23 protein-coding genes are annotated in these 24,859 nt (G+C 71.4%); 11 read left to right on the top strand and 12 right to left on the bottom strand.

The window, feature by feature from the left end; all coding sequences use genetic code 11:
* Window positions 1-38: 38 nt before the first annotated feature.
* Entirely contained in the window at window positions 39-1,685 is a 1,647-nt protein-coding gene (locus BJ998_RS42920) for a substrate-binding domain-containing protein (RefSeq protein WP_184869915.1), read from the top strand.
* Here the strand turns inward: BJ998_RS42920 and ligD are convergent.
* The 3 genes from ligD to BJ998_RS42905 are packed head-to-tail and all read right to left on the bottom strand — an operon-like array spanning window position 1,671 to window position 4,663.
* Window positions 1,671-2,621, bottom strand: coding sequence for a non-homologous end-joining DNA ligase (ligD, locus tag BJ998_RS42915; RefSeq protein WP_184869914.1), 951 nt, complete (start codon window positions 2,619-2,621; stop codon window positions 1,671-1,673). The two genes, BJ998_RS42920 and ligD, sit on opposite strands and share 15 nt — an antisense overlap.
* Window positions 2,622-2,625: 4 nt before the next feature.
* The gene (locus tag BJ998_RS42910; protein WP_184869913.1) at window positions 2,626-3,996 is read right to left on the bottom strand and encodes a sensor histidine kinase; all 1,371 of its coding nucleotides are present in this window, start codon (window positions 3,994-3,996) and stop codon (window positions 2,626-2,628) included.
* Entirely contained in the window at window positions 3,989-4,663 is a 675-nt protein-coding gene (locus BJ998_RS42905; protein ID WP_184869912.1) for a response regulator transcription factor, read from the bottom strand. The genes BJ998_RS42910 and BJ998_RS42905 overlap by 8 nt, the downstream gene beginning before the upstream one ends.
* Before the next feature lie 121 nt (window positions 4,664-4,784).
* On the opposite strand from BJ998_RS42905, the gene BJ998_RS42900 reads away from it, so the two are divergent.
* The 4 genes from BJ998_RS42900 (at window position 4,785) to BJ998_RS42885 (ending at window position 10,335) form a co-directional block, all read left to right on the top strand.
* Window positions 4,785-5,516, top strand: coding sequence for an ABC transporter ATP-binding protein (locus tag BJ998_RS42900; protein ID WP_312890661.1), 732 nt, complete (start codon window positions 4,785-4,787; stop codon window positions 5,514-5,516).
* Window positions 5,516-7,981 (top strand): ABC transporter permease, encoded by a 2,466-nt coding sequence (locus BJ998_RS42895; RefSeq protein ID WP_184870281.1) that lies wholly within the window; start codon window positions 5,516-5,518, stop codon window positions 7,979-7,981. Before BJ998_RS42900 ends, BJ998_RS42895 begins: the two co-directional genes overlap by 1 nt.
* A gap of 516 nt (window positions 7,982-8,497) precedes the next feature.
* Window positions 8,498-9,319 carry a hypothetical protein gene (locus BJ998_RS42890; protein ID WP_184869911.1) on the top strand — a complete coding sequence of 274 codons (822 nt, stop codon included), beginning with the start codon at window positions 8,498-8,500 and terminating at the stop codon, window positions 9,317-9,319.
* A 74-nt stretch (window positions 9,320-9,393) separates the two neighbouring features.
* The gene (locus BJ998_RS42885) at window positions 9,394-10,335 is read left to right on the top strand and encodes a methionyl-tRNA formyltransferase (protein ID WP_184869910.1); all 942 of its coding nucleotides are present in this window, start codon (window positions 9,394-9,396) and stop codon (window positions 10,333-10,335) included.
* Here BJ998_RS42885 and BJ998_RS42880 read toward each other — a convergent pair.
* From BJ998_RS42880 to BJ998_RS42860, 5 genes are all read right to left on the bottom strand, one after another.
* A complete protein-coding gene (locus tag BJ998_RS42880) occupies window positions 10,325-11,446 on the bottom strand; it encodes a M14 family zinc carboxypeptidase (RefSeq protein ID WP_184869909.1) in 1,122 nt (373 codons plus the stop codon). The two genes, BJ998_RS42885 and BJ998_RS42880, sit on opposite strands and share 11 nt — an antisense overlap.
* Before the next feature lie 198 nt (window positions 11,447-11,644).
* Window positions 11,645-12,649, bottom strand: a complete 1,005-nt coding sequence (locus BJ998_RS42875) for a CU044_5270 family protein (RefSeq protein ID WP_184869908.1) — start codon at window positions 12,647-12,649, stop codon at window positions 11,645-11,647.
* Complete coding sequence (locus BJ998_RS42870) at window positions 12,646-13,203, bottom strand: RNA polymerase sigma factor (RefSeq protein ID WP_345032285.1); 558 nt, start codon at window positions 13,201-13,203, stop codon at window positions 12,646-12,648. Before BJ998_RS42870 ends, BJ998_RS42875 begins: the two co-directional genes overlap by 4 nt.
* A 64-nt stretch (window positions 13,204-13,267) precedes the next feature.
* Window positions 13,268-13,621, bottom strand: a complete 354-nt coding sequence (locus BJ998_RS42865) for a YciI family protein (protein WP_184869907.1) — start codon at window positions 13,619-13,621, stop codon at window positions 13,268-13,270.
* 27 nt (window positions 13,622-13,648) lie between these two features.
* Window positions 13,649-14,650 (bottom strand): AraC family transcriptional regulator, encoded by a 1,002-nt coding sequence (locus BJ998_RS42860; RefSeq protein ID WP_184869906.1) that lies wholly within the window; start codon window positions 14,648-14,650, stop codon window positions 13,649-13,651.
* A gap of 104 nt (window positions 14,651-14,754) precedes the next feature.
* On the opposite strand from BJ998_RS42860, the gene BJ998_RS42855 reads away from it, so the two are divergent.
* Complete coding sequence (locus tag BJ998_RS42855; protein WP_184869905.1) at window positions 14,755-14,910, top strand: hypothetical protein; 156 nt, start codon at window positions 14,755-14,757, stop codon at window positions 14,908-14,910.
* A gap of 143 nt (window positions 14,911-15,053) precedes the next feature.
* Here the strand turns inward: BJ998_RS42855 and BJ998_RS42850 are convergent, their stop codons facing one another.
* Window positions 15,054-18,068 (bottom strand): AfsR/SARP family transcriptional regulator, encoded by a 3,015-nt coding sequence (locus tag BJ998_RS42850; RefSeq protein ID WP_184869904.1) that lies wholly within the window; start codon window positions 18,066-18,068, stop codon window positions 15,054-15,056.
* Window positions 18,069-18,211: 143 nt separating this feature from the next.
* On the bottom strand, window positions 18,212-18,673 hold the full coding sequence (locus BJ998_RS42845; RefSeq protein WP_184869903.1) for a hypothetical protein: 462 nt from the start codon (window positions 18,671-18,673) through the stop codon (window positions 18,212-18,214).
* A 281-nt stretch (window positions 18,674-18,954) separates the two neighbouring features.
* On the opposite strand from BJ998_RS42845, the gene BJ998_RS42840 reads away from it, so the two are divergent.
* Window positions 18,955-19,263: a hypothetical protein gene (locus tag BJ998_RS42840; protein ID WP_184869902.1), complete on the top strand. Its 309-nt coding sequence runs from the start codon at window positions 18,955-18,957 to the stop codon at window positions 19,261-19,263.
* Between the two features lie 108 nt (window positions 19,264-19,371).
* Window positions 19,372-20,217 carry an NAD-dependent epimerase/dehydratase family protein gene (locus tag BJ998_RS42835; RefSeq protein WP_184869901.1) on the top strand — a complete coding sequence of 282 codons (846 nt, stop codon included), beginning with the start codon at window positions 19,372-19,374 and terminating at the stop codon, window positions 20,215-20,217.
* On the opposite strand, the gene BJ998_RS42830 is transcribed toward BJ998_RS42835, so the two are convergent.
* Entirely contained in the window at window positions 20,198-21,388 is a 1,191-nt protein-coding gene (locus tag BJ998_RS42830) for an FAD-dependent oxidoreductase (protein ID WP_184869900.1), read from the bottom strand. The two genes, BJ998_RS42835 and BJ998_RS42830, sit on opposite strands and share 20 nt — an antisense overlap.
* Window positions 21,389-21,435: 47 nt before the next feature.
* On the opposite strand from BJ998_RS42830, the gene BJ998_RS42825 reads away from it, so the two are divergent.
* Window positions 21,436-21,900 (top strand): MarR family winged helix-turn-helix transcriptional regulator, encoded by a 465-nt coding sequence (locus tag BJ998_RS42825; protein ID WP_312890660.1) that lies wholly within the window; start codon window positions 21,436-21,438, stop codon window positions 21,898-21,900.
* Here the strand turns inward: BJ998_RS42825 and BJ998_RS42820 are convergent.
* Window positions 21,886-23,352 (bottom strand): FAD-dependent monooxygenase, encoded by a 1,467-nt coding sequence (locus BJ998_RS42820; RefSeq protein ID WP_184869898.1) that lies wholly within the window; start codon window positions 23,350-23,352, stop codon window positions 21,886-21,888. The genes BJ998_RS42825 and BJ998_RS42820 overlap by 15 nt on opposite strands.
* 77 nt (window positions 23,353-23,429) lie before the next feature.
* On the opposite strand from BJ998_RS42820, the gene BJ998_RS42815 reads away from it, so the two are divergent.
* Window positions 23,430-23,870: a MarR family winged helix-turn-helix transcriptional regulator gene (locus tag BJ998_RS42815; RefSeq protein WP_184869897.1), complete on the top strand. Its 441-nt coding sequence runs from the start codon at window positions 23,430-23,432 to the stop codon at window positions 23,868-23,870.
* A gap of 137 nt (window positions 23,871-24,007) precedes the next feature.
* Complete coding sequence (locus BJ998_RS42810) at window positions 24,008-24,844, top strand: oxidoreductase (RefSeq protein ID WP_184869896.1); 837 nt, start codon at window positions 24,008-24,010, stop codon at window positions 24,842-24,844.
* Window positions 24,845-24,859 lie beyond the last annotated feature (15 nt).

Below are 24,859 nucleotides of genomic sequence, written 5' to 3'. Positions count from 1 at the left end.
GTGGCGACCCACGTCCACGCACTCGCGAGGAGAGGCACATGGCGGCCCATCACCAGTCTCGCGCCCCGCAGCATCCGCTGCGCCCGTTCCTCCTACCCCTGCTGGTCGCATCCTTGGCCGTCACCGGCCTGGTCGTGGCCAACGCCGCCGCCTCCCCCCATTGCCACGGCTCGGACATCCCGCTCCGCGTCGTCGTCACCCCGGCGATGCTCACCCCCGTGCACGCCATCGCCGACGCCTTCAACCACGACGTCACCAACGCCGACGGCCAGTGCGCCACAGTGGACGTCACCGCCGAGCCGGCGGCGCAGGTCGTCCAGGACCTGCCGGTCAACCCGGTCGACCCGCCGGCGCTCTGGGTCCCCGACTCCGCGCTCTGGGTTCCGACCGCGCAGCAGCTCGAGGGCAAGGTCACCGGCAAGACCCCGCAGCTGGCCGAGCATCCCTCGATCGCCTCGTCGCCGCTGGTGATCGCCGCCTCCGAGCAGCAGGCCGGCAAGCTCACGTCCTGGCGGCAACTGGTGTCCGGCAACGTGACGATCGCCGATCCGCTCAGCAACACCGAGGGCATCGCCACCCTCGCCCTCGCGCAGCGCCTCTCCCCCGCGTCCACCGGCGCCCCGCCGCCGCAGCTCATCGCCGTGCTGCTGAAGCTCCGTAACGCCACTGTGGACAGCACCGCCGCGGCTTTTCGGGTCTTGCAACAACATCCCGACACGGTGTTCACCGCCACCGAGCAGTCCGTCGTCTCCTACAACGCCACCGCCGCCACCAAGGCCGCCGCCGTGTACCCCACCGAGGGCAGCGTCCTGTTCGACTACCCCGTCGTCCGGGTCACCACCGCCACCGAGCCGGCCGGCACTGGCGTCGCCGCGGCCGCCTTCGAGGCGGAACTCCGCTCCGCCCGGTCGATGGGCATCCTCAGCGCCGCCGGCTTCCGCGACCCGCACGCCGTCGCCTCCGCGTCCTGGGGCGGCAAGGACGGCGTCCGCGCCCAGACCCCGAAGCTCATCCCCGCCCCCACCGCCGACCAGGTCACGACGGTGATGCGGGCGTGGAGCGTCGTGCACCTCGACGGCCGCACCCTGGCGGTGATCGACACCTCCGGCTCCATGAAGGACCCGATGCCCGACGGCCAGTCCCGCATCGAAGTGGCCCGCGACGGCGCGCTCGCCGGGCTGTCGCTCATGCCGGACACCACGTCCGTCGGTCTGTGGACGTTCTCGCTGACCACGACCGAACTCGTGCCGCTGGGGCCGCTCGGCGGGCTGGACCGGGGCGTGCCCCAGCGGCTGGCGCTGCAGCGGGCCGGCGCCACGCTGCCCGGCCGCGTCGGCGGCAGCACCGCCCTCTACGACACCGCCCTCGCCGGCTACGAGGCGTTGAAGAGCGATTTCGACCCGACCAAGGTCAACGCCGAGGTGCTCATCACCGACGGCCGCAACGAACGCGCCGGCGGGCTCGACCTCAACGGCCTGCTGGCCCGGCTGCGGTCGCAGGCCGACCCCACCCGCCCGGTCGAGATCATCGGCATCGGGCTCGGGCCGGATGCCGACATGACGGTGCTCAACCAGATCGCGGCCGCCACCGGCGGCAAGGCGTATCAGGCGCTGGACGGGGCCGCCTTCCGAGCCGTCTTCTTCGACGCCCTCAGCCGCCGGCCCTGCAACTCAAGCACCTGCTGACTCGTCCGGGTCCTCGTCGACGCCGTCCCGCTCCGCCCACTCCAGCAGCGGCTCCAGCGAGTGCGCGACGTCGTCGATGCCTTCGTGCAGGTCCCCGAGCTCGGCGAACCGGGCCGGCACGGTCGCGATGGTGAAGTCCTCCGGCTCGATGTCCGGCAGCTCCTCCCAGCGGATGGGCGTCGACACCGTCGCCTCGGGCACGCCGCGAACCGAGTAGGCGCTGGCGATGGTGTGGTCCCGGGCGTTCTGGTTGTAGTCGACGAACAGCGTCCGGGGGTCGCGGTCCCGCCGCCACCAGGTCGTGGTGACGACGTCGGGCGCCCGCCGCTCCACCTCGCGGGCGAACGCCAGCGCGGCCCGGCGCACCTCGCCGAACTCCCAGTCGGGCCGGATCCGCACGTAGACGTGCAGGCCACGGCCGCCGGAGGTCTTCGGGTAGCCGGTGATCTTCAGCTCGTCCAGCAGCCCGTGCACGACGTCGGCCACCCGGCGCACGGTGTCGAACCCGCACTCGGGCATCGGATCGAGGTCGATCCGCCACTCGTCGGGACGCTCGGTGTCGGCCCGCCGCGAGTTCCACGGGTGGAACTCCACTGTCGACATCTGCACCGACCAGATCACGTCCGCCAGCTTGGTGACGCACAGCTCGTCGGCGTGCCGGTTGTACCGGGGGAAGTGCACACGCACGGTTTCCAGCCACGGCGGCGCACCGGCCGGGACCCGCTTCTGGTGCACCTTCTCGCCGCTGGTCCCGGTCGGGAACCGGTGCATCATGCAGGGCCGCTCCCGCAGCGCCCGCACGATGCCGGGTCCGACGGCCAGGTAGTAGTTGGCCAGGTCCAGCTTGGTCTCGCCGCGGGCGGCGAAGTAGACCCGGTCCGGGTTGGAGATCCGCACCGGGTAGCCGTCGACGTCCAGTTCGACCGGGCTCGCCACCCGCTCACGGTAACCCGGCCGCGCCCCACGCACCGGGCAAGCGGGCGACGAATCGGGCTCCGGAGTCGCTGTCCTCGACCCGGAGCGAGCCGCCGTGCCGGACCGCGATGTCCCGGGCCAGCGTCAGCCCCAGGCCGGAGCCGCCGACGTCGCGGGCCCGGGCGTCGTCCAGCCGGACGAACCGGTCGAACACCCGTTCGCGGTCGCCGACGGGGATGCCGGGGCCGTCGTCGAGGATCTCCAGCACCACCTCGTCGCCGACGGACAGTGTCACCGTGACGGTGGTGGCGGCGTGCCGGACGGCGTTGTCGAGCAGGTTGCGCAGTAGCCGCTCCAGCTGCACGAGCTCGCCGCGCACCATCGCCGGATACTGCACGGAGGCCCGCACCGTCGGCCCGGCGCCCACCGTCTGCACGGCCACCTGCTCCGCCACCACGTCGGCGAAATCCACCACCTCCGCCGACACCGGCTTGTCCTCCACGGTCAGCTGGAGCAGGTCGGTGGTGATCCGCTGGAGCCGCTGCACGTCCAGCAACGACCGCCGGGCGACCGAGGGCCAGTTGGCCCGGTCGGGGTGCGCCAGCGCCACCTCCAGTCCGGTGCGGAGGCTGGCCAGTGGGCTGCGCAGTTCGTGGCTGGCGTCGGCGACGAAGCGTTCCTGCTGGTCGTGGGCCTGCTGCAGCCGGTCGAGCGTCTCGTTGGTGGTCGAGGCGAGCCTGGCGATCTCGTCACGGGACGGCGGCACCGGCACCCGCCGGTCCAGCCGGCTGCCGCTGACCCCGGACAGCTCCCGGCGGATCGCCTCCACGGCCCGCAGCGTCCGTCGCAGCGCGAACCACGTCACCAGGGCGGCGATCACCATGCCCAGCGGCACGAAGAACGCCATCGTGTCGTCGAACAGCTGCAGCGTGTACAGCGTGTCCCAGGGCAGCACGAACATGTACGCGGTGAGCGGACCGGCGACCCGCCCCACCGCGGTGTATGTGCGGAACTCGCGCCACTGCGGATGGGCCTCGGATCGCAGCGTCACCTGCGCCGTGCCCTCCCAGTTCGCCGGCGCGCCAACGGGTGCCGGCGGCGGTGGCGTCCACTGTGGATTCAGCCGGGTGATGGCGTCGCTGACCGAGACCACCCGGCCGGCGCCGTCCACCACGACGAACATCGCGTCGCCGCTCAACGCCGGGTCACTGCCGTCGCCGAGCGAGGCGACCAGCCGATCCACCCGGCTGCGCGCCAGGTTCGTGGCCTGGCTGGTGAGGTTCGTCTCCACGAACGCCCGAGTCCCCAGCCATCCCAGCGTGAGAATCACCCCGCACGCCAGGAAGGCCGCCAGCGTCGTGCCGCGCCGGACCGACGCCGGCCACCACCTACTCATCGTCGACCAGCCGGTAGCCGAGGCCGCGCACGGTGGCGATGGTGCGCCGCCCGAACGGGGTGTCGAGCTTGCGGCGCAGCGCGCTCACGTACACCTCCACGATGTTCGGGTCGCCGCGGTACGCCATGTCCCACACCTGGTCCAGGATCTCGTGCTTGGCCACCACCTGCCCGTCGTGCCGCAGCAGGCATTCCAGCACCGCGAACTCCTTGGACGTCAACGTCACCGGCTGCCCCGCGCGCCGAACCGTGCGCTTGGCCGGATCCAGCACGAGGTCGCCGAACGTCAGCGTGGCCGACGCGCTCGCCCGCCCGCGCCGGGTCAGGGCGCGCAGCCGGGCCGTCAGCACCACATAGGAGAAAGGCTTGCTCAGGAAGTCGTCGGCGCCGGTGTCGAGGGCCTCGGCCTCGTCGTACTCGCCGTTCTTGGCGGTGAGCATGAGGATCGGCGTCGTCACGCCGCGCTCCCGCAGCACCGCGCACACCTTGTACCCGTTCAGCTTGGGCAGCATGATGTCGAGCACGATCACCTGGTACGGGTTCTCCTGCGCGAGTTCGAGCCCCTCCATCCCGTCGTACGCGAGGTCGACGGCGTAGCCCTCCGCCTCCAGTCCCCACTGGAGCGACTCGGCCAGCCGCCTCTCATCCTCCACGACGAGCACTCGCATGCGTCGATCCTCCCAGATGCCGCCGGCGGCTCCTGAAGGGAACTTCAGGTTGCTTCAGGAGCCGTTCAGGGTCGGACGGGCATGCTCGCCGGGCAGTCGTCGAGCGAGCTGGGAGAGCACAGTGGACAGTCCGACAGCGGCCGAGGTGACCGATGTGGTGAAGGTGTACGGCCGCGGTGACACCGCGGTACGGGCGCTCAACCACGTGTCGGTCAACTTCCTGGCCCAACGGTTCACCGCCATCATGGGACCGTCCGGCTCGGGGAAGTCGACACTGATGCACTGCCTGGCCGGACTGGACGCCGTCGACTCGGGACGGGTGCGGATCGGACGGCACGACGTGACGGGCCTGTCCGACGCCGCGCTGACCCGGCTGCGGCGGAATCACGTGGGCTTCGTGTTCCAGTCCTTCAACCTCCTGCCGACGCTGACCGCCGAGGAGAACATCTTGCTCGGTCTACGGCTGGCGGGCCGGCAACCGGACCGGCAGTGGTTCGACACCGTGGTGGACGTGCTGGGCCTGCGCGCGAGGCTCGGGCACAAGCCGGGTGAGCTGTCGGGTGGCCAGCAGCAGCGCGTGGCATGTGCGCGGGCGCTGGTGGGACGGCCGGACGTGGTGTTCGCCGACGAGCCGACCGGCAACCTCGACTCGCGGTCCGGCGCGGAGGTGCTGGGCTTCCTGCGCGCGTCCGTGCACGAGATGGGGCAGACCGTCGTGATGGTGACGCACGATCCGGTCGCCGCCTCGTACACCGATCACGGCGTGCTGCTGGCGGACGGTCGCATCGCGGCGCACCTCCAGCGGCCGACTGCCGACGCCGTGCTGTCCGCACTGGCGAATGTGGGGGCGTGATGCTGCGTACGGTCATCGCCGGGCTGAAGGCCCGGCCCAAGCGGCTGCTGCTGTCGGCGGTCGCGATCGCGCTCGGCGTGGCGTTCGTGTCGGGCTCGCTCATCCTGGCCGACGCCGTGCACGCGGGGGTGCGCGCCGCCGTCGCGTACCAGCTGCGTGGCGTCGACATCGACATCACCGCCAAGCACGGCGCCCTGGACGACGCCGTCCTGAACAAGGTGCGTCGGCTTCCGGGCGTGGCCGCCGCCGAGGGGCGCATCGAGGTCGAAGCGCCCCTGCTGGTCGACGGCCATGCGCGGAGCGAGGGCGCGACGGCGCTGCCGGCGGACGAGCAGCTCCGGCCGTTCGACCTGGCCGACGGGCGGTGGCCGGGCAAGGCGGACGATCTGGCGACCGCCACCGAGGCCGGGTACTCGCCCGGCCAGCAGGTGACACTGTTCGACCAGAGCGGCCAGCAGCACCGGTTCACGGTGGTCGGCACGTTCAGCCGGCCGACCGACGCCGGCATCGGCTCGTCGAAGCTGGTGCTCACGCCGGAGGCCGCACGCCAGCTGGTGCCGGGTGACGGCTACTACGAGATCGCCGTCCGCGCGGCGCCAGGCGTGAGCGACACGGAGCTCGGGGACCGCATCGCGCAGGCGGTGCCCGGCACCGATGTGGCGACCGGCGAGCAGGCGGCGGCGAAGCTGCTCGGCACCGCGGCGTCGGACTCGGCCCGTCTGACCAAGTTCTTCACGGCGTTCGCGGTGCTGGCGATGGTGGTGGCCGCGCTGGTGATCGTCAACTCGTTCACCATCCTCGTCACGCAGCGGGCCCGTGAGCTGGCGCTGCTGCGCTGTGTCGGCGCCGGCAAGGCACAGGTGTTCACCGGCGTGCTGATCGAGGCTGTCGTGGTGGGGGCGGTGGCGTCCCTGGCCGGCCTGTTCGGCGGGCTGGGCGTCGCGGCGTTGTTGCAGACGGGGAACCCGGCAGGTGTGCACGTGCCGCTCAGTGTGCGGACGGCCGTCGAGTCGGTGGCCATCGGCGTGCTCGTGACGGCCCTCGCCGCCGCGCTGCCGGCGCGGGCGGCAACCCGGGTCGCGCCGGTGGAGGCGCTGCGCACGCCGCTCGAAGGCAAGACCGCCCGCGCCGGCAAGCTACGCACCGTCGGTGCCGTCATAGCGCTGCTGGTGGGTGTCGGGGCCGGTGCGCTGGCGCTCGGCAGCGCCGACCTGGACGCCGCCACGGCGCTGGTGGTCGCCGCCATGGTGGCGCTGCTGGTGGCGGCCCTGGCCGCCGGTCCGTTGCTGGTGGGGCCGGTCGTGCGCGCGTTCGCCGCGGTGTTCGCGCCGATGCTGGGGCAGCCGGCGAAGCTGGCGGCGCTCAACGCCGACCGCAACCCCAAGCGCACGGCCGCTACCGCCGCCGCGCTCACGATCGGGCTGGCCGTGGTGTCGCTGGTGACGACCATGACGGCCGGCATCGAGGCCGGGCAGAGCCGGGGCGTCGACCAGCAACTGACGGCGGACTTCACCATCACCAGCGCCGTCAGCAACCGGCCGCTGCCGGACAACCTGGCGGCGACGCTGGCGACGGTGCCCGGCGTCGAGGCGACCGCGCGTCGGGTGTCGTTCTCCGGCGACCTCGGCTCGTACGGCGGCTACGGCCTGTCCGCCGTCCAAGGGGACGCCCTGGGCAAGGTGCTGCGCCCGGTCGTGCTGTCCGGCAAACTCGACCGCCTCGGCGCTGGTGAGATAGCCGTCAGCAAGCAACTCGCCACGGAGACCGGACTCAAGGTCGGCGACACCGTGCCGGCCAAGGTGCCGCTGCACGTCGTCGCCGTCTACGACAGCGTGAACGCCCCCGGCGCCGACCTCGGCCTGGCGCTGGTCGACCTCGCGCAGCAACCGGCGATCACGCCGGAGGGCGCCGCCAGCTACGACGAGAGCGTGCTGGTCAAGCTGGCGTCCACCGCGGACGTCAACCGGGTGCGGCCACAGATCGAGCGGGCATTGTCCGGCGACCCGTTGGCCCAGCTGAACAGCATCGCGGACATCAAGGCGCAGCTGTCCGAACCGCTGCAGGGCACGCTCGACCTGCTGTGGGCGCTGACCGCGCTGGCGGTGCTGATCGCCTTCGCCGGCATCGCCAACACGCTGTCGCTGTCGGTGCTGGAGCGCACGCGGGAGTCGGCGCTGCTGCGGGCGCTCGGCCTGACCAGGGGCGGTCTGGGCGCGACCGTGATGACGGAGTCGGTGTTCGTGGCGCTGCTCGGGGCGGTCTGCGGGCTGGGCGTCGGCATCGTGTCGGCGTGGCTGCTGACCCGGGTGGCGTCGACCGACGCCGAGCCGGTTCTGTTCACGCTGCCGTGGGACCGGCTCGGCGTCCTGATCGGCGCGGCCGTGCTGGCCGCTCCCCTCGCCGCGCTCATTCCCGCCCGCCGCGCCACGAAGGAGTCGCTCAGTGCTGCAATGACCGAACAGTGAGACACGGATACACCCGGCGGGCGTTGTGTTCGTACACCCTCTTCGGACAGTGCGACGGCGTCGACGTACCGCCGGGTGTCGTCGAAGTTGCTCTGACCATTGTGGACAGTAATCCGCAGGGAGCCGTCGAGACGGCGGCGGAAATCCAGTGGCTCCGACAACGCGCCCACGAGCAGTGGGCGCGTTCCAGGGAACAGCTTGCCCAGATGGCAGCGCCGTTGGCGTAGACGGCCCGGCTCGGAACGCGATCAGCTCGGTCGGCCACTGGAGAAGTTGATGACCGCGTGACCGCATCGGCGATCACGTGAGCGGACGCATGGCGGGCACGGTGGCGTTTCGGACTTTCCGCTGCCCACAGCACTAGCAGTGCTCGGATGTATGCCTTTCCATTGACAGTCAGGTTCGAACGGGCCTATGGTCGCTGGCGCAAGACATCGGATGTTCTGCCCCCAGGGCCGTTCTCCCGCCGCCCGATGTGTACCCCTGTCGTACGCCGCCAGGAAGGACACACCGAAGATGCCGGAATCCCTGCCCGGTTTCTCCCGTCGGACCGCTCTGCGCACGCTGGCCGTCACGGCCCTCGCCGCGCCGATCGCACTCCGTCCGCTGACCTCCGCCTTCGCCGCACCGACCGCGTCCCCGCTCTGGCACCCGAATCCCGCCACCGACGGGCTGAAGGCGTTCGAGGGCATCGAGGCCGACCGCGGCAACCACCACCCGGACCGCAAGTACGTCGTGGTGGAGGGCGGCGACCACTACCGGTTCAACATCTGGGCCGACGACCGGGACACCACCGGCGGCGGCGACCGCCAGCGCACCGAGTCCAAGGGCATGGTGCAGAACGGCACCACGCTGAAGATGCGCAACGGCGAGACGTGGACCATCGCCTACGACATGTACATGCCGTCGTCCCTGCACGGCACCAGCAAGTTCACCCACATCTTCCAGACCAAGACGCCGTCGACCAACGGCGGCCCGTGGGTGACGATCGACCTGAGCCGCAGCGGCAGCACGGAGATCATCCAGGTCCGCGCGTACGCCAACTCGGGTTCGCCGGCGATCGCCAAGACGAACCTGGCGCCGCTGCGGGACAAGTGGATCAACATCGAGCTGACGCTGACACCCGGCTCGAAGGGCTCGGCGTCCGCGATCATCCGCAGCGGCGCCGGCAGCGGCGCCCCGATCGCCGCGCAGGGCCACATGTCCAATGTGAACATCCCTGACCAGGGCGACTACGTGCGGCCGAAGTGGGGCATCTACCGGTCCGTGCAGAGCGCCAAGTCCGACATCCTCGACACGTATCTGCTGTTCAGGAACTACACCGCGACCAAGGCCTAGCCGAACGACAGAGGTCAGCCTAGCCTAAGTTAGGCTAGGCTGACCTACTCGTCGATCACGGAAGGCTCCTGCGCATGCGCGTCGCGATGTTCGGCTACCAGACCTGGGGTCACCGCACCCTGCGCGCCCTGATCGACGCCGGCCACGACGTCGCACTGGTCGTCACGCACCCGAAGAGCGACCACGCGTACGAGCGGATCTGGGCCGACTCGGTGGCCGACCTGGCCGAGGAGCACGGCATCCGGGTGCTGCTGCGGGACCGTCCCGACGACACCGAGTTGCTGGCCGAGCTGCGCGCCGCCGACCTCGACCTGATCGTGGCCAACAACTGGCGGACCTGGCTGCCGCCGGAGGTGTTCGACCTTCCCCGGCACGGCACGCTCAACATCCACGACTCGCTGCTGCCGGCCTACGCCGGCTTCTCCCCCATCATCTGGGCGCTGCTCAACGACGAGCCCGAGGTCGGCGTCACCGCGCACATGATGGACGGCGAGCTGGACGCCGGCAGCATCGTGCTGCAGCGGTCGGTGCCGGTCGGACCGACCGACACCGCCACCGACCTGTTCCACCGCACCGTGGACCTGATCGCGCCGATCACCGCCGAGGCGATCAAGCTGATCGAGCAGGGCTTCACGCCGGCGCCGCAGGACCGGTCCAGGGCCAGCTTCTTCCACAAGCGGGCCAAGCGGGACAGCCTGATCGACTGGACCTGGCCGCCTGCCCGGATCGAACGGCTGGTGCGCGCCCAGTCCGACCCCTACCCGAACGCCTTCACCTATCACCGCGGCCAGGAGCTGCGGGTGGTCAAGGCGTCCGTGTCGAAGGGCCACTACGGCGGCACGCCGGGCCGGATCTTCATCCGGGAGGGCGACGGCGTGGTGATCGTCGCCGGCCCGGACGCCCTGCGCGGCACGTCACCGGGCCTGGTGATCGAGCGGGTGCGCACCGCCGACGGCGCCGAACTCGCGGCCGGCGACTACTTCAAGACGATGGGTGGCTACCTGGCTAACAGCTGACCGTCGTCGTCTCACCGCGGCCGACGGTCACCGGCACGGTCCGGCCGGAGCATGTCAGGGTCCAGCTCTCCTGGATGTTCCGGCCGTCCGTGCCCGGACGGATCGACGGGTTCACGTCCCAGGTGAACGGGCCGTCGGCGGTCATCGTGCTGTGCAGGCCGGGCTTGGACAGCTCCAGCGTGCCGTGGGCCGTGCCGGTGATCCTGCTGTGGTATCGGGGATTGCCGGCGGCCTCGGCGTCGCGGAGCAGCGCCTCCCGCTCGCCGTGGTACTGGTCCAGCACGCTCGTGGTGAACGGTCCGTGGTTGGTCTCGCCGGCCAGCTCCGTCTCGAAGCCGAGGCCGCCGGTCGTGTGGTACGACCATTCCTCGGCGGTGCCGCTGGTCTCGTACAGGTCGCGGCTCAGCTTGCTCGGGTAGCCGTTGGCCTGGGCCATCTGGTCGCCGAGTTCGGCGTACACGGCCTCGTCCGGCGTGAGGGGGCTGGCGTTCTGGCCGGGCGGGCGAAGGTTCATGTCGCCGTAGGTGTGCAGGCCGACCAGCACCGTCACCTGGCGGCCGGTGACGAGGTCGCGGATGTTCTGCGTCTCCGGCTCGGAGAACGGCTTCGGGCCACGGTAGTCGCCGTCGGCCTTGTCGCCGCCGGAGCCGACACCGCCCCAGTTCACGCCGAAGTTGCGGTTCAGGTCGACGCCGGCGCTGTCGGAGCCGGTGTCGGGGTCCACCGCCGTTCCGCAGGTGGGGTCGCAGTTCTTGCGTTTGTCCGGAATCCGGCCGCCGCGGGAGACCTCGTAGCCGTCGGGGTTGACCACCGGCAGGATGATCACCCGGACCCGGTCGAGCAGGGCGGTGATCCGCGGGTCGCGGCCGTCCTGCTCGGCGAGGTCCATGGCGAACTCGGTGGCCACCTCCACCCCCGGCCACTCGTTCGCGTGGATGCCGCCCATCAGCAGGAACACCGGGCGGCCGTCGTTGTCCCGGACGTGGTGGGAGATCTCCAGGGCCGGCACGTCCCTGCCGAGAACGGACTTGTGCGGCAACGAGATCGTGCGCACGATGTCCGGCCGCGCCTCGACGGTCTGCTGGACGTCCGCCTGGATGTCGGCGGGCACACGGTAGCCGGTGCGGCCGCTGGGAAGCTGAGACGCGCCGGCCGGGTGCCTGGCGTCCTGTAGCGCCTTGCCGTCGTGGGCCTTGGGCGTTGTCGTGGTTGTCGCCGTGGTTGTCGTCGCCGGGGCTTGTGCCGCGCAGCCGGTCAGGGCGAGGGCAACGGCCAGTGCGATGGTTCTCGTCTTGATGGTCTGCGCCTTTCAGCCGATGCCGTTCACGGTCGTCGTGGTGACGGCGCTGCTTTCGAGCAGGGTTCCCGGCGCCAGCCAGGGGAAGTCCTGCGAGTGCTCGCCGACGAGCTGGCGCAGGCCGATGAACCGGCCGGAGCTGCCGTCGATGATCACGTCGTCGTGCTCCTCGCTGTCGGCGAGGCCGATGGCGACGCCGACGCGACCGTCCACAGTGGCCTGATCGGCGGTGATCCGCACGCCCGGGATCATCGCCATCGCCCGGTACCAGGCGGCCCGCAGATCCGCCGGCATCAGGCCGTCGACGAGAACCCTGGTGGCGTAGCGGAATCGCGCCAGCGGCGTGGAGCCGTGGGTGGCCAGGAAGGCCAGCAGCTGCTGGGGATCGCGCGGCAGGTTCCGGTAGAACGCCTGGCTCTCCGAGTCGGTCGGATCCTCGCACGGCCGCTTCCCGTTGGCGCTGGGGAAGAACGCGCCGCAGTCCGCCCGCCACTCCCCCTTGGCCGTCCGATCCGGCTCCGGCGGCGAGGTCTGAGCCTGTGGAATGCTGCCGCCCAGCCACATCGGCGTCGTTTCCGGCACCTCGCGGCGCATCACCCACTGCTGCTGGGGATCCGCCGGGATCCACAGCTGCTGGCGGTGCTCGACGAGATAGGAGTAGCCGGTCGTCGCCGACAGCTGCTGACTCACCGAGTCGAAGGAATGCGTGACGACGTAACGGTATTGGCCCGGCTTGATCGGCTCGTCGGCCTGCCGGTCAGCGGCGGCGTCGAGGAAAGCGGAGGCCGACGCCAGCGAAATCTTCGGTTCCCGCGCCACCGGCCGCGGCACGACCTGGGACGCGGCCAGCAACGCCAGCGCGGCGGCCGCCGCCAGCCACAGCACGGGTCGCGTTCGGCGTGGGGGCCGGTCGGCGGCGGCCAGAACCCTGGCCCGAATCGCCCCGAGGTCGGGTTCCTCGGTGCGCTGGGCCTGGTGGAGCCGGTCCAGCGCCTCATCGAGGCGGTCCGCGGTCATCGGGCGCTCCCGTCGTTCGCGGCCAGCGTCGCCCGCAACTTCTCCCGCACCCGGTGCAGCTGGGAGCGGACGGTGCTGGCCGGCACCCCCGTGGCGACCGCGACCTCGGCCGGTGTCAGGCCCGCCCACGACGTCAGCAGGAGCACGTCCCGCTCCTGCCGCCCGAGCGCGGCCAGGGCGGCGGCGAGCGACCGGGTGGCGTTCTCGGCGTCGACCCGCTCCGCGGCCCGGGTGTCGTGCGGCTCCTGCTCGCTCGCGGCGGCGGCCCGCGCCGTCGCCCGATAGCCCCGGATCTCCTGGCGGAGGTGGTTGCGCAGCAGGTTCGTGGCGATGCCGTACAGCCAGCCGCGGACCGGGGCCTGCGCCGGGTCGAAGCTCGGCCACCGGCGCAGCGCCACCAGGAACGTCTCCGCGACGAGATCGTCGGCCGTGTCCGCGCCGACCCGGCCAGCCAGGTAGCCGCGCAGCGGGCGGGCGTGCTCGTCGAAGAGGCGGGCGAACACGTCCTTCAGGTCCGCCTCCCCCTCGGCGCCACGGGCCATCAGCGAGGTCACACCCGTCCTTGTCCGCTACCCGCGCCCGCGTCCCACCGCACGGCCAAGTGAGACGCAGGTCACATCACGCCGACTCGTGCGGCACCGGCCACAGCTCGACCGGGTCGGTGCCGGCGATCGGCATGTCCGCGGCGATCTCCCGGGCGCGGGCCTCGTCGGCCACGTCGAGCAGGTAGAAGCTGGCCATGTACTCCTTGGTCTCCAGGTACGGGCCGTCGGTCACCACGGCCGCGCCGTCCACCCGGCGGACCAGCTTCGCCTCCTCGGCGTCGGCCAGGCCGTAGGCGCCGAGCAGCTCGCCGGTCGCGCGGTAGCGGGCGTTGAACGCCTCCTGCTCGGCAATCACCTCCGGCCACTGCTCCTCCGGCAGCGACGCCCACTTCTCCTTGTTGCCGTAGATCATCAGCAGGTACTTCATGGCTCTGCTCCCTCGTGTGCGGGCCTGTCACGCTCTGGTCGGACCCCGCCGTCCCGCCTCGACATCGCGTGTCGAGGATTCTCCGGCGACTCCGGCCCCTCGGTGCGAGCCCGCCCGAGCCGAGGGAAGGAACCGATCGAAATGGACACTACCGCCTGCGCTGACCCGCTCGCGGTCGCGGAACGCGCCCGGGGATTCGCCGGTCTCGCGCTGGAAGAACTTGCCGAAGTTGGTCGGCTCGGTGAAGCCGAGCCGGTTGCCGATCGCGGCGGCGGGCAGGTCGGTGTGGACGAGCAGCCGCTTGGCCTCCAGCGCCACGCGGGCGTCGATCAGCGCCTTGGCCGACCGGCCCGTCGCCGCCTGGCAGGCCCGGTTCAGGCTGCGCAGCGAGTAACCGACGCGGGCGGCGTAGTCGTTGGCGTTGCGAGTGGTGGCGAACGAGCGCTCCAACTCGTGCTGGAACCTCGCGTACGTGTCCTCGTGCGCCGCCGGCGGCCCGTCCGCCGGCAGCCGCGCGATGCGGAGCAGCAACGCCCCCAGCAGCTGCCTGAGCAGATCCACCGTGACCTTGTCGACGGCGCGGTGGTACTCCGTCATCAACTCCCGGACCGCGCGGGCGAGTTCCTTGTGCTCGTCGACCGGCACCGTCCAGACCACCTGGCCGAAGGGGCTCAGCAGCGGACGAATCGCCTCCAGCCGCTGCGGAAACGTGTCGGTGAACAGCACCATCAGCGCGTCCAGCCGGCCGCCGTCGGTGGCCCGGGGAAGCCGCAGCACCCGACCCGGGCACACCGACACCAGCGTGCCCGGCTCGCACGGGTGGTCGACGAAATCGACCATCAGCGCGCCGCGACCACCGGTGATCAGGAACAGCTGGTGGAAGTCCGTGCGGTGCACTGTGGACAACGTCGAAGCCGGCAGCCGGGCGGCAAGCCGGGCGAAGTCCACCACCTCCAGGCCGAGGCGGGGCCGGTCCGGGTTGCTGAACCCGAACTCCACCACCGGCGACGGCTGTCTGCTTCCCACCATGACAGCCGCCGATGCTAGGCCATCCACCCCCGTTCGCGGCCTCAACTTTTCCTCAATCCCCGCCCGTCACGCTCCTCCGCGTCAACCGACAAGGGGAGGCAGTAATGGTGAGCAGGCTGATGGTCGCGCTGGCTTTGGTCGCCGCGACCGTCACTGGGGGTATCGCGGCCGCACATACCGCCGCGCACGTCTCGGCGAGCGGCGTTCCTGCGCCGACCGGCACGCCGACGCCCACGCGGCACGGTCACGGGCTGGCCTGACCAGGTCATACGGGTTGCGCGGTCGAGGCGCCACCTCGACCGCGCGGCCGGACCGTGCCGACAGAGCTGGTCGGCAACCGCCACGCCTGCGGGGGACTGCGGTTGCCGGCCAGCACCGCGGCGAGCGGCCTGCTCGGACACCGTCAGTTGCTTGCCCGATCCAGCCGGGACAGCCACAGCCGGCCGCCGGTCGAGGCGAAGATCTCGGCGGCGCGGGTGGTGTGGGTGACGGCGGCGGAGTGGTCGCCGAGGCGCCGGTGCACGTCCGAGAGCACGGTGTGGGCGTAGCCCGCGAGCAGGCGATACCCGGCTCGCTCGGCGGCGGCCAGGGCGCGGTCGCCGTGGGAGGCCGCGAGGTCGAGGCGGCGGGAGGACAGGTGAGCGTCGGCGAGGCCGATGAGGGCCTCGACCTCGGCGCGGCGATCGGCGGTGACCTGCCCGAGCCGCAGGGCGGCCTCGTGGTGGCCGATGGCCTCACGATGGCGACCGAGCCGCTGGCAGATGGTGCCGAGCACGTTGACGGCGCTGGCCTCGATGCGCCGGCCGTCGATGCGTTGCGCGAGGACGAGTGCGGCGCGGGCCTCGTCGAAGGCTTCGGCGAGCAGGCCGCGATCCCGTTGCACGGCAGCGATGCTGACGAGCGCGGTGGCCTCGTCGGCGCCGTCGCCGACCTCGCGGCTGAGCCGCAGGGCATCGGACAGGTCGGCCATGGCGGCGTCGAGCTGACCCAGGTCATGCCGGACCGAACCGAGGTTCAGCAGCGAATTCGCCCGAGCGACAAGGGATTCGTGCAGCTCGAGGGCCTCCGTGAAGTGCGCCTCCGCGTCGGCCAGGGCACCCTGTTCCCAGTCCACGTTGCCCAGATTGCTCAAGGTCACGGCGCGGCGGCCCTTGTCCTGATGCATGGACAGGGCCGTCGAATAGTGCTGCCGCGCCAGATCCAGCTCGCCGCGTTCGACGTTGACGCTGGCGAGGTTGCCGAGGATCGTCGCCTGTCCGTCGATCCAGTCGGCGCGGCGAGCCAGGTCCAGGGCGGCGGCGTAAGCGGAGATGGCCTCGCCGTGGCGGCCGACGCTCCAGTGCACGTCGGCGATGCTGAGCTGCGCAGACGCCTCCGCGAGGGGCTCACCGGAAGCCGCGGAGAGTGCGGTCCGGGCGACAGCGAGCCAGTCGCCGGCGTGGCGGCGAAGCCAGAAATATCCGCGCAGGGCGTCGGACAGCTGCCACGCCAGCGAATGCGGCCCGTGCTCGGCGGCGTGCGCGACGAGGGCGACAAGGTTCACCCGCTCGCCGTCCAGCCACGCCAGCGCCTCGGCGTGCTCGGCGAACCGCTCCCGATACCCGTGCCGCCCCGGCAGCCGCAGGATCTGCGGATACAGCAGGGCCGCGGCCGACTCCGCCGCGTCCAGATAGAACGCGGCCAGCCGGGTGAAGGCCGCGTCGCGGTCGGGATCGTCCCGGGCAAGCTCGGCCGCGAACAGCTTCAGCAGGTCGTGGCACCGGTACCGGCCCTCTCCCACGGATTCGACGAGATGGGCGGCGGCGAGCACCTCCAGCTGCGAGGCGTCGTCGACGAGCGCGGAGACCGACGACACCGTGATGTCCGGGCCGGGCAGCAAGCCGATCCGGCGGAACAGCAGCTGTGTCTCTGGTTTCAACGTCGCGTACGACAGCTCGAACGCGGCACGGACAGCCGCCTCCTGATCGCCGTCGACCTGCAGCGCGTCCAACCGGTCGCCTGCGCGCAACTGCTTGACGTAGTCGGCGATCCGCCGCTGCGGGTGGTTCGCCAGGTTCGCCGCGGCGATCCGCAACGCCAGCGGCAGATGCGCGCACAGCGCGACCAGCTCGGTGAGGGTCTCCGCTTCGAGCGAGACACGCTGCGTGCCGAGCAGCTTCGTCAGCAGTTCGACGGCTGTGTCATCGGAGAGCACATCCAGCGTGAGCCGCCAGGCGCCCTCTCGCGCCACCAGCCCGCCGAGGCGGTTCCGGCTGGTGATCACCACGCCACAGTCCGGATTGCCCGGCAGGAGCGGCCGCACCTGCTCCGGCCCGCGCGCGTCGTCGAGCACGACGAGGACCCGACGGTCGGCCAGCACGCTGCGATACAGCGCGGCCGCTTCGTCGACGTCCAGCGGCAGCTGATCGGGTGGAACTCCCAGCGCCCGCAGGAACTGGGTCAACGCGCCGAGCGGATGCAGCGGCGGCCCCGGCGAATAGCCGCGCAGGTTCACGAACAGCTGCCCGTCCGGAAAACGCGACGCGACGCGACGGCTCCACTGGACCGCCAACGCCGTCTTGCCCATGCCGGCGGCGCCGTCGATGGCTACCACCGGCGTGTCCCGAACGGCGTCCAGCTGCGTGATTTCCCAGTCCCGCCCGGCAAAGGCCGAGGTCACGGCGGGAAGCTGCCGCGGAATCGGCCGTGCGGCCGACTTCGGCGGCGGGACCGCGAGTGCCGGGTCGTTGTCGAGGATCTGGCTCTGCAGTGCCTGAAGTTCAGGGCTGGGATCGAGACCCAGCTCCTCCTTCAACAGCGCACGGGCCTTGGCGTGGACGGCGAGCGCCTCGGCCTGCCGGCCGCAGCGGTACAGCGCGGTCATCAGCTGCCGGGTCACCCGATCGTCCAGCGGATGCGCCGCGGCGAGGTCGTACAGTTGCGCCAACAGCTCGGCGTGATCGCCGGCGCGCAGCGCGATGTCGTTGCGCAGCAACACCGCGGCCATCCGCTCCGTCTCCAGTGTCGCCGCGAGGTTGGCCAGCCACCGTGACGACGTGTCCGCGAACGCCGGCCCGCGCCACAGTCCCAGCGCCTCCGTCAGCAGAGCTGGATCCTCGGCCGGCCTGGCCCGTCCGACAAGATCGCGGAACCGGTGCATGTCGATCGCGTTTGGGTCAACGGAAACGGCGTAGCCGCCGGGACATCGCTCCAGCGCCACGCTCGGGCCGGAGATCACCGCCCGCAGCCTGGTGATGTAGCCGGAGAGCACGTTGCGGACGCGGTTCGGCGGATCGTCGCCCCACACCCGGTCGATCAACTGCTCGGTGAGCACGGTGCGGTTCGCCTCCGCGAGCAGCACGGCCAGCACACAGCGCTGCCGGGGATGCCCGGTCGGCACCACCCGGCCCGCAACCACGAACTCCACCGGCCCGAGCACGTGGAACTCCATACGGCCCCCAACCCGGTCCCGCCTGCCCACGACGCGCATGGGGGACTATCCCCCAAGTCGCCACCGTAGGGAAGATCTCGCGGAACCGGGTCGGTGCGGGCGTCGACCCCTCTGCGACGCCCGCGGGCGGGTCAGGCGCAGGAGTCGTGCGTGTACACGGCGATCGGCACCAGGCCGGCCGCACCGACGAACAGGCAGGAGCCTCTGGGATCGGCCAGCTTCTTCACGTAGTCGGCGGCCGCGTTGCAGACCCAGCTCAGCCAGCCGAAGCCGTGCGCGTTCAGCTGGGACGCGCAGAACGCGGCGGCCGCGTTCACCCCGTTCTTGATGGCATACGTGTAGATCGTCTCGGTCAGGCTCTTGCTGAACACGAAACCGCAGGCGTTGATCGGGTGTGCGATGCACACCAGGCCGTCCGCCCGCAGCACGCCGTCCGTGCCAGCCGGAACCGACACCGCGTGCCCGTCCGGCGAGACCAGGACCCCCTGCACTGTGACGTGCTGCGGCGCGGGCGTCGCCGCGTTCGCGGCGCCGGCGAAGCCGAACACGGCGGCCAGCACCGCGAGCACGGTGATCGCCAATCTGGTTCGCATACCAACTCTCCCTGTGATCGATGGCGGAGCGTTACGAGGACCAGGCTCGGCGGCCGGGATTGGGGCGTGATGCAGGTTTTGTTGAACCGGCAGGTCAGGGCGGGCTAGGTCGTACGCGCCGAGTGCTCGCGTCACCGGCACTGTCGGACTCGGGTGTCCGGAACGCTCCGGTCGAGGCGAAGTCAACGGTCACTTTGTCCACGTCGTCACAAAACTTTGACCACCGCGGCGCGCGGCGACGATGATCGAGTGTGCCGCCGCATCGGGAATGGGGAGAATCCATGCGTCTTGTCGCATCCGCCGTCGCCGCACTCGGCCTCGTCGCCGCGGTCGCCGGGACCGCGTCCGCCGACGAGCCCACCGGCATCACCTTCTGGCAGGCCGACTTCAGTGGCCAGAGCGTCACCTACGACGCGTCGACCACCGGGTGCACCACGCTGCCGTTCGTCGTGCACTCCGAGTTCAACAACAGCGACGCCAGCTTCGACCTCTACACCACTCCGGACTGCAGCGGCTCCGCGCTGCACATCCCGGCGACCGACCTGCACAGCTTCCTGAACCACGACGTGCAGAGCTTCACCCGGGACTGACCGGCGCGCGCCGAGGGGTCGTGGCCCGCCCCTCGGCGCGGCCTGGTACCGGAATCCGGCCGCGCGCTGGTCCACACCTGTCGCCGCGGCCCCGGATAGCGTCTGCCCATGGCACGTGTTTTCCTCGCCGGCGCGACCGGCGTCCTCGGTCGGCGCCTCGTCCCGCTCCTGCTCGCCGACGGCCACCACGTCACCGGTTTGGCCCGGTCGACCGCCAGCGCGGACCGAATCCGGCAGCTCGGGGCCGAGCCCGCCGCCGGTGATGCCCTCGACGCGGACAGCGTGCGGGCGGCGGTGCTGGTCGCGCGGCCGGACGTCGTCATGCACCAGCTGACCGACCTCGCGTCCCGCGACTTCGCCGCCAACTCGGCGATCCGGGTCGTCGGCACGCGGAACCTCGTCGACGCGGCGTTGGCCGCCGACGTGCGGCGATTTGTCGTGCAGAGCATCGCTTTCGCCTACGAGCCGGGCGACACGCCGGCTCGCGAGGACACGCCGCTCGACGTCGAGGCCGACGAACCACGGCGGACGACCGTGCGCGGTGTCGCCGAACTGGAGGCGCAGGCCGCTCGTGTTCCGTCGCACGTCGTGCTGCGCTACGGCACGTTCTACGGTCCCGGCACGTGGTACGCCCCGGACGGGTTGATGGCCACGGGGCCGTTGGCCGCCAACCGCGACGTGACGAGCTTCGTGCACATCGACGACGCCGCCACGGCTGCCCTGCGGTCGCTGGACTGGGGAAATGGCCCGGTGAACGTCTGCGACGACGAGCCGGCTCCCGGCTTCGAGTGGGTGCCGGAGTTCTGCGCCGCCGTCGGCGCCGAGCCGCCGGCCCGGTCGGATCAGCGCACCGGCTTCGCCCGCGGCGCCGACAACGGCTACGCCCGGCACAGCCTCGGCTGGCAGCCGGTCTGGCCGTCCTGGCGTGACGGCTTCAAGGCAATGACAGCCTAGGAGCGTTGGGGCCGTAGGCATTGGCGCGGGCTGCACGCCTCCGCACCCCGGGCAGAGCGGTGATGAGCCGGAGCAGTTTGGCCGGCACGATCGGGCGGCCCGACTCCCGGGCGCGGGCGGCCCGGTGCTCGATCCGGACCTGGTCGTCCTGCACGAGCTTGATCGCCGGCTCCCGGTCGGCCTGGACGGCGGCGAGGACGTGGTCCGGCACCGGCCCTTGACGCAGTGCTGGCACGAGGCGGTTGGCGGCGGCGACGGCGTCCTGGATCGCCATCAGGATGCCGTTGCCTCCGACCGGCGAAATGACGTGCGCGGCGTCGCCGATCAGCAGCAGGCCCGGCCGCCACCACCGCTGCACGCGGGAGATGTCCACGGACAGCAAGGTCGTCTGCGTGAAGTCGGTCAGCAGGTGCGTGCGGCCGGCCAGCCACGGCACGTGCTCGTCGAGGAACCGCCGGATCGGCTCGACGCCGGCGTCCCGGGCCTTGGCGTAGCCGCCTTTCGGGACGCTGTACCCGAGCTGCCACCCCTCCGTGCCGGTGAGCAGGCCGACATAGTGGTCGCGGCCGAAGAACAGGTCGACGTCGGCGTCCGGCGGATCGCCGTCCCGGTGCGGGAGCCGGAACCAGATCAGGTCGGTCCGCGCTCCGAGCGACCGCGCCGGCAGGTCGGCCAATCGGCGCAGCCGCGAGTGCCGGCCGTCCGCACCGATCACCACGTCCGCTTCGATGCCCTGGGCTCCCACGATCCGGCCGTCGCGCTCGTCGAGTTCGGTCACCTTGCAGCCGGTGCGGAGCTCGCAGCCGGGCAGGGATCGGAAGCGCTCGGCCATGAAGTCCAGGAACCGCGCCTGCGGCATCAGCGTCACGTAGTTGAACGGCGTGCGCAGGCGGGTGTAGTCGGCGGTGGTGACCGAGCCGGCCGTGGTGTGCAGCCGGAACTGCCGGGCCTTCTCGTGCGGCAACTCCAGCAGCGGCTCGGCCAATCCAAGCTCGTCGAGCAGTTCCAGCGTGTACGGGTGCAGCGAGTCGCCACGGAAATCGCGGTCGAAGTCGCGGTGCGCCTCCAGCAGCGTCACGCGGATGCCGGCCCGCCCCAGCAGGTAGGCGAGCATCATGCCGCCCGGCCCGCCGCCGACGACCAACGCTGATTCGCTAGAAGTTCTAGCCATGTCGCCCACCGTACCCGATGGCTAGATTTTCTAGCTACGATGCGTCCGTGCGGGACCAGTCGATCAGCCTGGCGCTGCGCCGGATGTTGCAGGCGGGCCGGGAGATGCAGAGCGCGGTGGCGCGCCGGATGGGCGTGCGGATCACCGACGTGCAAGCCGTCGACCACGTCGTGTCCGCCGACGAGCCGCTCGGCCCGGTCGAGTTGGGCAGCCGGCTCGGTATCCGCTCCGCCTCCGCCACCGCGCTGGTGGACCGCCTGGTCGCCGCCGGCCACCTCCGCCGCGAACCCGACCCGCATGACCGCCGACGGGTCGTCCTGCACGCCACCGACCACGCCCGCGGCGACGTCCATGCCGCGCTCTCGCCGCTGCTGACGGAGATCGACACCATCGTCGGCAACCTCAGCCCGGCCGAGGCCACCACCGTCCTGGCCTTCCTCACCGACGTCACCGCCGCCATGCGCGCCTACGCCAACCCCGGCGAGTCCCGCTCAGCGTCACACCGAATGTAGGTTTCCGGCACAGGCCCCGAACCACCGGCCGAGGGCGGCGCGCAGCTCGTCCGGGTCGGTGCCGACCCAGGCGATGTAGCCGTCCGGACGGATCAGCGTGCCGCCATCGTCAGCGTGCTCGATGGCGACACGATCCGCCCACGGCGCAACGACTTCGCCTGCCGGGCCGATGTAGCGACCGCGTCCGTCCTCGAGTTTCACGTCGACGGCGAAGGTGCCGATGAGCGGGTTCTTGTCGTCTCCGTACCGAATCCGCAGTCCGTGGCTGAGTTCGAGCAGGGTGCGGGCGGCTTGCGGTTCACGCAGGACGTCGCCGAGGACTTCCCGGAGCGCCTCCGTCTGCGGATCGGTGCGGAGCAGGGCATTCTCCGCTCGGCTGTCGCGAAGCACCTGTGCGCCAACGGGATGCCGCTCGGCGGTGTACGTGTCCAGCAACTCGGAGTCGGCGCGGCCACGGGCGACGAGGGCGAGCTTCCAACCGAGGTTGGCGGCGTCCTGGAGGCCGAGGTTGAGGCCCTGGCCGCCGATCGGCGAGTGGACGTGCGCGGCGTCGCCGGCGATCAGGACCCGGCCGCGGCGGTAGGTCGAAGCCTGGCGGGCGTTGTCGGTGATCCGTATCGGCTGCTCGACGGCCGTGACGGCGATGTCCTGGCCGCTGACCCGGCGCAGACTGGCCTCGAACTCGGCAGCGGTCAGCACGGAGTCGCGGTCGAACGGCTCCGGGTCGAACTCGATGGTCATGCTCGGCGACGGTGACGGCGCGACGGCGAGAATCCCGCCGGGAAGGCGGTGAATCCCCGGCTCCAGCGGCAGTTCGCCGGCGTACGTGGCGACCGCGACCCGGGCCAGCATCGACGGGTCGGTGCCGGGGAAGTCGAAGCCGGCCTTGCGGCGCACGGTGCTCCGACCGCCGTCGCAGCCGACGATCCAGTCCGCGGAAATCCTCGTGCCGTCGGCGAGAACGGCCGTGCCGCCGTCGATGTCGACGACTTCGGCGCCTTTCCGCACCTCGACGCCGAGCTCGGCGACGCGGGCCGCCAGCAGTTGCTCGAGCTCGCCCTGCATGACGATCAGCGGCGGCGCCAGGTCCCCCAACTGGCCGTCGTGGTCGATCAGCGGCAACGCGGCGAAGTCCCCCTTGAAGTCCGCCATGCCGAGGCGGGCCATCAGCTCCGCGAGATCACCGGGATCCTCGCCGGCGGTCTCGTCGCTGAAGCCGGCGAGGCGACGCAGCGCCGCCGCCGTCATCGCACGCACCGGGTCACCCAGTCCACGCAGGTCGAGGGTCTGCACGGTGCGTGCCGTCAGCCCCCGGTCGTCGTCGCTCTTGCCCTGGTCCGGCTGCGCCAGCCGCTCAACCACCAGCGGCTTCACGCCCGCCAGCCGCAGCTCCGCCGCCAGGAACAGGCCGACCGGCCCGCCCCCGACCACCAGCACCGACACGTCCGCCATGCCGTCCTCCCCCTGACGCGAAATACTTCACATGATGTGAACAGTATGCATGCCGTAAACTATCAGCGGGAGGCGCCGTGGACGACAGGGATCGGCTCATCGAGCGGATCGAGCATGCCGACGACCGCTTCCTGCGCATCACCTCGCGTACCGGGGCCGGCCCGCTCCAGGACACCGACCTGACCATGCGCCAGCTCAAGGTGCTGCTCGTCCTGTCCTTCCAGGACGGCGCCTCCGGCCAGGACCTCGCCCGCGCGCTCGGCGTCGGACTCGCCGCCGTCACCGGCATCACGCACCGGCTCTCCGCTCGCGGCCTCATCCGCCGCGCCGTCGACCCCCATGACCGTCGGGTTCGCCGGATCTACCTCACCGACAAGGGCTCCGCCACCCTCGCCGTCCTCCGCGACGCCGGCCGCGACAACAAGCGCCGCCTGCTCCGCCGCCTCGACGACGAGGCCCTGCGCAAGATGGCCGACGCCATGGACGCCCTCAACGCGGCCGCGGAAGCCGACGAGTAACAGCCCTCGGGTAATGCCACATGCGCTTCCCATCTGCGCCCTGGTGCCACATGGGAGGCGCATGTGGCGTCTCGTTGCACGCGATGGGTAACGTCGATACAGTGTCTGCTATAGCGTATGTAGCAGAGGAGGCGGGCATGCGTACCTGGTTCATCACGGGCGGCACGCCGGGCGGGTTCGGCATGGCGTACGCGAACGCGGCGCTCGATGCCGGCGATCGCGTGGCGCTGACGGCGCGTCGGCCGCACGAGCTGGCGGAATGGGCGCGGCGGCAAGGCGACCGCGTGCTGGTGCTGCCGCTGGACGTCACGGACGAGAAGCAGATCCGGCAGGCCGTCGAGGAGGCGGAAACCCGGTTCGGCGGCATCGACGTCCTGGTCAACAACGCCGGCCGCGGCTGGTACGGGTCGGTCGAGGGCACCGCCGACGAGGTGGTCCGCCGGACGTTCGACCTCAACTTCTTCGGCACGGTCGCCGTGATTCGCGCCGTGCTGCCGGGGATGCGAGCCCGCGGCAGCGGCTGGATCGTGAACATGTCCTCGGTGGCGGGCCTGGTCGGCGTCACGGGATTCGGCTACTACTCGGCGGCGAAGTTCGCGCTGGAGGGCCTCGGCGAATCACTGCGCAGCGAGGTGGAACCGTTGGGCATCAAGGTGTTGACGGTCGAACCAGGCGCCTTCCGCACCAACGCCTACGCCGGCTTCGAGGACGAGCCGATCGGCGAGGCCATCCCGGACTACCAGCCGATGCTGGCGGCGATCCGCGCGGCCTTCGTCGAGGACAACGGAAAGCAGCCCGGCGACCCCGACCGCGGCGCACGGGCCGTGCTCGCGGCGATGAGCACGGACAACCCGCCGCAGCGACTCGTGCTCGGCAACGCGGGCTACGACGCGGTGGCGGGCAAGCTCGACTCGATGCTGACCGAACTACGCGCCCACGAATCGCTGTCCCGCGGGGCGGATTTCCGGCGCTGACCGGGCAATCACGGC

Source organism: Kutzneria kofuensis, assembly GCF_014203355.1.
In the GTDB taxonomy this organism is placed as follows: domain Bacteria; phylum Actinomycetota; class Actinomycetes; order Mycobacteriales; family Pseudonocardiaceae; genus Kutzneria; species Kutzneria kofuensis.
Note: the sequence above shows the minus strand (reverse complement) of the source record. Positions and strands in the feature narration are given on the sequence as shown.

What these genes read in the sequence shown, in the direction of transcription:
- BJ998_RS42865 (WP_184869907.1), bottom strand. Translation starts at nt 13,621, where the DNA reads ATGAAGTACCTGCTGATGATCTACGGCAACAAGGAGAAGTGGGCGTCG.
- BJ998_RS42895 (WP_184870281.1), top strand. Translation starts at nt 5,516, where the DNA reads ATGCTGCGTACGGTCATCGCCGGGCTGAAGGCCCGGCCCAAGCGGCTG.
- BJ998_RS42910 (WP_184869913.1), bottom strand. Translation starts at nt 3,996, where the DNA reads ATGAGTAGGTGGTGGCCGGCGTCGGTCCGGCGCGGCACGACGCTGGCG.
- BJ998_RS42875 (WP_184869908.1), bottom strand. Translation starts at nt 12,649, where the DNA reads ATGACCGCGGACCGCCTCGATGAGGCGCTGGACCGGCTCCACCAGGCC.
- BJ998_RS42830 (WP_184869900.1), bottom strand. Translation starts at nt 21,388, where the DNA reads ATGGCTAGAACTTCTAGCGAATCAGCGTTGGTCGTCGGCGGCGGGCCG.
- BJ998_RS42860 (WP_184869906.1), bottom strand. Translation starts at nt 14,650, where the DNA reads ATGGTGGGAAGCAGACAGCCGTCGCCGGTGGTGGAGTTCGGGTTCAGC.
- BJ998_RS42810 (WP_184869896.1), top strand. Translation starts at nt 24,008, where the DNA reads ATGCGTACCTGGTTCATCACGGGCGGCACGCCGGGCGGGTTCGGCATG.
- BJ998_RS42905 (WP_184869912.1), bottom strand. Translation starts at nt 4,663, where the DNA reads ATGCGAGTGCTCGTCGTGGAGGATGAGAGGCGGCTGGCCGAGTCGCTC.
- BJ998_RS42920 (WP_184869915.1), top strand. Translation starts at nt 39, where the DNA reads ATGGCGGCCCATCACCAGTCTCGCGCCCCGCAGCATCCGCTGCGCCCG.
- BJ998_RS42855 (WP_184869905.1), top strand. Translation starts at nt 14,755, where the DNA reads ATGGTGAGCAGGCTGATGGTCGCGCTGGCTTTGGTCGCCGCGACCGTC.
- BJ998_RS42835 (WP_184869901.1), top strand. Translation starts at nt 19,372, where the DNA reads ATGGCACGTGTTTTCCTCGCCGGCGCGACCGGCGTCCTCGGTCGGCGC.
- BJ998_RS42890 (WP_184869911.1), top strand. Translation starts at nt 8,498, where the DNA reads ATGCCGGAATCCCTGCCCGGTTTCTCCCGTCGGACCGCTCTGCGCACG.
- BJ998_RS42845 (WP_184869903.1), bottom strand. Translation starts at nt 18,673, where the DNA reads ATGCGAACCAGATTGGCGATCACCGTGCTCGCGGTGCTGGCCGCCGTG.
- BJ998_RS42885 (WP_184869910.1), top strand. Translation starts at nt 9,394, where the DNA reads ATGCGCGTCGCGATGTTCGGCTACCAGACCTGGGGTCACCGCACCCTG.
- BJ998_RS42840 (WP_184869902.1), top strand. Translation starts at nt 18,955, where the DNA reads ATGCGTCTTGTCGCATCCGCCGTCGCCGCACTCGGCCTCGTCGCCGCG.
- BJ998_RS42820 (WP_184869898.1), bottom strand. Translation starts at nt 23,352, where the DNA reads ATGGCGGACGTGTCGGTGCTGGTGGTCGGGGGCGGGCCGGTCGGCCTG.